Origin of the sequence: Nitrosomonas sp. (genome assembly GCF_043753625.1) — a bacterium.
In the GTDB taxonomy this organism is placed as follows: Bacteria; Pseudomonadota; Gammaproteobacteria; order Burkholderiales; family Nitrosomonadaceae; genus Nitrosomonas.
Genome location: NZ_JAYUWI010000073.1, coordinates 1 through 4,530 on the forward strand (window position 1 = coordinate 1; position 4,530 = coordinate 4,530).

Consider the following 4,530-nt stretch of genomic DNA (forward strand, 5'->3'; position numbering starts at 1 on the left):
CAATTTTATGCGCTGGCAGAATAAATCCGTCTAGTTTAAAGGGATGGCATGCCAGCTCATCCAAAATATGCATTTTTGCGCTTAATGCGACAGAACCAACAAATTCGGCGTGGCGTCTTTCGCAGTGTCCCGGAGCTGATTGCGGCGATTGACACGTACAATCACCCAGCGCAATGCCCAGCCCACACCCTTTGTGTGGACCAAAACCGCGCAGGAAATCCTGAGAAAAGTAAACCAGGCCAGGCTCGCTCTGTATAAGACAAGAACTGTATGAATCACTTCAACAACACATCAAACGGTTCCTGTCCTCCACCATGCGATAACTCGCTTGTATAAACCCGTAAGCTTCGGACGTAATTCCTCCCATTCAATCAGCGAATCAATCTTCATCAGTACACCGTCTCGCTTCAATCGTTGCACCAGTTCCAGTGTTCAAAAACTCATCTGCATCTTTTGCTCCAACTATCTTTTAAATGCCTCTATTTTAGTTGGTTATTGCACTGGCAGGGGAGGTTGTGCAGGAGTCTTTTAATTACCCTCAATGTGCGGTTACGCACAGAACAACATGAGCATAAGGAGGATTATTGTAATCCTAAGCTCAATCTTAGGAAATGTCAGGGCTTACAAACTTTATGCCAAGGAAGGAACGCATTGGTGGTTCTCAGAAGAAAAGGAAGTCGCTTTTAGATGACAGCGTTTAATCGATTACGATGATTATGAAAAATTTAGAACCAGAAAATAAGCAGAACTGCGTATCGTTAGTTATTCGGCTGTTTACAACCAAAAACAAACGCAGTCAACATCGAAATCTGAGTGTTTATTTTATAGAAAGATTACTTAAAAATGTGTCCAGTCTTAGTTGACCATTACACTATGAATGGCCTCGTTTTTAATGGCATAACTCTATAAAAACAGAGCCTTTGAACATATACAATCATAAGGAGAAAAGTAATGCCTGATCCGATTTTTAACAACGCGGTAGCCAATCCGTTTGGAATGGACGATCCTATTTATGTGGATATCGATAGCGATAGCGATTTAGACGCGTTTGTTGGCGACAAATTTTACAAAAACACCGGCAGTAAAACCAATCCGGTATTTGCAGCGCCGGTTTCCAAGCCGTTCGGACTTGGATTACCTAACATAGCAAATAGACTGACGTTCTCGGATATCGATGGCGATGGTGATCTGGATGCTTTCTCTGGAACTTATGAAGGACAGACACTCTTTTATAAGAACATCGGAACATTTAGCAAGCCGTCGTTTGCAGTGGCGCTAGAAAATCCTTTTGGCTTGAGCGGTACGTCTGCATCGAGCACTCCCACTTTCGTAGATATCGATGGGGATGGTGATTTGGATATGTTTTCCGGCAGTGGGTATCAAGGTACCCACTTCTTCAAAAATACCGGTACTGCAACGAATCCTGTTTTTGCAAAACCAGTCATCGATCCCTTTGGTATTACATCAAGTAGGGGGTACAGCACCCCTACTTTTGTTGATATTGATGGCGATGGTGATCTGGATCTTTTTATCCAGAATGATCATTATCTATCCTCGGGGACAAGTTTTTTTAGAAATATTGGCACGGCGAGTAACCCTCTTTTTTATCAGGATACACCGACCCGGTTTGGAATCTCGAATGGCGGTAATTACGTGAATTTGACTTTTGCCGATATCGATGGGGATCGCGATATGGACGCTTTTATTGGTTCGCAGTTTTATCAGAATTCAGATACGGCCGTTAATTTGCCTGATTTCTCAACATATGTGAGTGACTTCGGAATCAACGATGAAACATTGACCTGGTCACCAGCACCTGCCTTCGTGGATATCGATGGCGATGGCGATATGGATGCTTTTATTGGTCTTGGCTATGATGGCAACGATCCCAACTCTTCGGATGCAGCAACAGGAAATGTGCTGTTTTACAAAAACATCGGTACAAAAAATCAAGCGTCATTTGCGCCTGCGGTTAAAAATCCCTTTGGTTTAAAAGATGTAGGGAAGGATGCCATGCCGACCTTCGTCGATATCGATGGCGATCACGATATGGATGCTTTCATCAGCAATGCGGCTGGGAATACGCTGTTTTTCAAAAATACAGGAACGATCACCAACCCCACTTTTGCGGCCCCAACCACGAACCCCTTTGGTTTGATCAAAGTCAGCGGCGGTTCTGATGCAAAATTCGTGGATATCGATGGTGATGGCGATTCGGATGCGTTTATCGGCAACTTGTATTTCAAAAATATTGGCACTCAGACAAACGCTAAATTCAGCACGCCAGTAACCGATCCTTTCGGGCTGGGCATATCGCCAGATTTTTTGGATATTGATCGTGATGGGGATTTCGATGCCATTTCTGGAGACACGTTGTTTCTTAATGAAGGTAATGCCGCCAATCCTTTGTTTCCAGTTGATGGGGTCGATCTTTATGGCCTACCCCAAGGTGGATATCGCATATCCGTGAGCAGTCGTAGTTTTGTAGATATCGATGGCGATGGGGATTTCGATACGTATACGACATCCGTCTATGAATATGCCGGTATCTACCCGTTTAGTGGTTTTTTCATCAACAACAAGGCGCCGAACGTTACCAATCTGGCAACGCCTGAACAGTATACAAAAGGTACTCCGTTAAATTTGCAAAATATCATTGTCGAAGATTCAGACAGCGCTAGCATCGCGGTCACACTCAAGCTATCCAATGCAGCTGTGGGCAAATTGACTACGGCTACATCTGGGACTGTCACGTCAACTTTCAATGCAACCACAGGAATGTGGACTGCATCGGGTAAATTGGCCAATGTGAATACGCTACTGGCTAATTTGCAATTCATTCCGGCTAATAATGGAACTGATAATTTTACTGTCGTTGCAACGGTTTCGGATAATGAAGCGGCACCTCTGGTGGCGACAAAATCTTTTAAAATCCCAGGTTCTTCGTTGTTGAATGCAACTGCTGGTAACGATATCCTAATTGGAACAACGGGCAATGATACGGTCACTTATGCTTCGGCTACCGGTCCGGTAACAGTATCATTGAATATCACAACCGCACAAAATACTGTCAATTCTGGTATGGATAAATTGATCGGCATCGACAATCTGATCGGTAGTAAATTCAATGATAAGTTGACCGGGGATAGCGACGACAATGTCATTCAAGGTGGTGCGGGTAACGATACCATTCGTGGCTGGTCAGGTGCTGATGCGATGCTGGGTGGTACAGGCAATGATACTTACTATGTCGAGAATGCAGGAGATGTTGTCACTGAACAGTTTAATGCGGGAACTGACCTTGTCAGTAGCAATCTTTCCTATACATTGGGGCTTAATTTGGAAAACCTTACGTTGACGGGATCAAATGCAATAGATGGGGTGGGAAATGGACTAAATAACAAACTCATCGGTAATGCCGCCAATAATTCCCTCAGCGGTGATGCAGGCTCTGATATCTTGAGCGCAGGCAATGGAGATGATTACCTCAATGGCGACACTGGTAAAGATACCCTGACGGGAGGCACTGGTAAAGACACCTTTTTCATCGGTTCAAAAGATGCCTTTGATACGATCACTGATTTCAACGTGACAGGTGGCGATATCATTGAGTTGGATGACGACGTTTTCACATCCCTGGGTTGGGGTGACTTGGCCAACGAACAGTTCCGAGCCGGATCGAAGGCGCTCGATAGTGATGATTTCATCATTTATAACAAGACTACTGGTGCGATTCTTTATGATGCAGATGGCAGTGGTGCGGGTGCTGCGCTGCAAATCGCCAAGGTAGGTATCGGACTTGCATTAACAAATACAGATTTTGTTGTATTTTGATTCTTGAAGATAATCACGGGAAACTAAACAACCACCGGCTAAAGCCGGTGGGTTTGAGTTACGGACTGAAAGTCCGGATACGCGTCGGCTAAACGACGCGTCTTATTCTGGTTCCATTTTAAAATTATCGTTTGGATTTGGTTCAAAGTGATGTTCCAAGTACTGTTTGATCATTTCATCTGTCATCTGCCCTACTGTCGCACAAAAATACCCGCGCGCCCAAAAATGCCTGCCCCAATATCTCTTCTTCAGGTGAGGAAACTCTGCGTACAGATAGCTCGATGTACGCCCTTTAATCCGCCTCATAATTTCGCTTGGCGCCATCTCCGGGGGACAACTCACCAGTATATTTACGTGATCCTTACTCACTACACCGCGTACTATCCTGATTTCAAATGCTTCGCACGTCTGACGAACCAATTCTCGCACTCGCTCTGCTACTTCTCCTTGCAGAACCTTGTAGCGATACTTCGTTACCCAGACAAAATGATATTCAATCTGATATACCGTATGACTTCCATATCTATAATCCATGCCACACCTCCTGTGCAGCATATTTTCTCAGCTAAAGCTGACCGGCTAAAGCCGGTGGTTTTAACTGTCAATCAGCGTTGAAAACTTTCCAGGTATCAGCGTCTAAAACTTTCCACCTGGTTTAGTTGGTTAATCAGTTTTTATGTTCTTTTTTCGATGCTT

3 protein-coding genes are annotated in these 4,530 nt (G+C 44.3%); 1 reads left to right on the forward strand and 2 read right to left on the reverse strand.

All coding sequences use genetic code 11. From position 1 onward, the window contains the following. Nucleotides 1–81: 81 nt before the first annotated feature. The gene (locus tag ACH10T_RS07180; protein WP_394808630.1) at nucleotides 82–204 is read right to left on the reverse strand and encodes a hypothetical protein; all 123 of its coding nucleotides are present in this window, start codon (nucleotides 202–204) and stop codon (nucleotides 82–84) included. Between the two features lie 747 nt (nucleotides 205–951). Between ACH10T_RS07180 and ACH10T_RS07185 the strand changes: the two genes are divergently transcribed. After that, complete coding sequence (locus ACH10T_RS07185) at nucleotides 952–3,834, forward strand: FG-GAP-like repeat-containing protein (protein WP_394808631.1); 2,883 nt, start codon at nucleotides 952–954, stop codon at nucleotides 3,832–3,834. Between the two features lie 102 nt (nucleotides 3,835–3,936). Here the strand turns inward: ACH10T_RS07185 and tnpA are convergent, their stop codons facing one another. Further along, a complete protein-coding gene (tnpA, locus tag ACH10T_RS07190) occupies nucleotides 3,937–4,368 on the reverse strand; it encodes an IS200/IS605 family transposase (RefSeq protein ID WP_394808632.1) in 432 nt (143 codons plus the stop codon). Between the last annotated feature and the right edge of the window lie 162 nt (nucleotides 4,369–4,530).

Coding starts and splice junctions, on each gene's coding strand:
- ACH10T_RS07185 (WP_394808631.1), top strand. CDS start 952: ATGCCTGATCCGATTTTTAACAACGCGGTAGCCAATCCGTTTGGAATG.
- tnpA (WP_394808632.1), bottom strand. CDS start 4,368: ATGGATTATAGATATGGAAGTCATACGGTATATCAGATTGAATATCAT.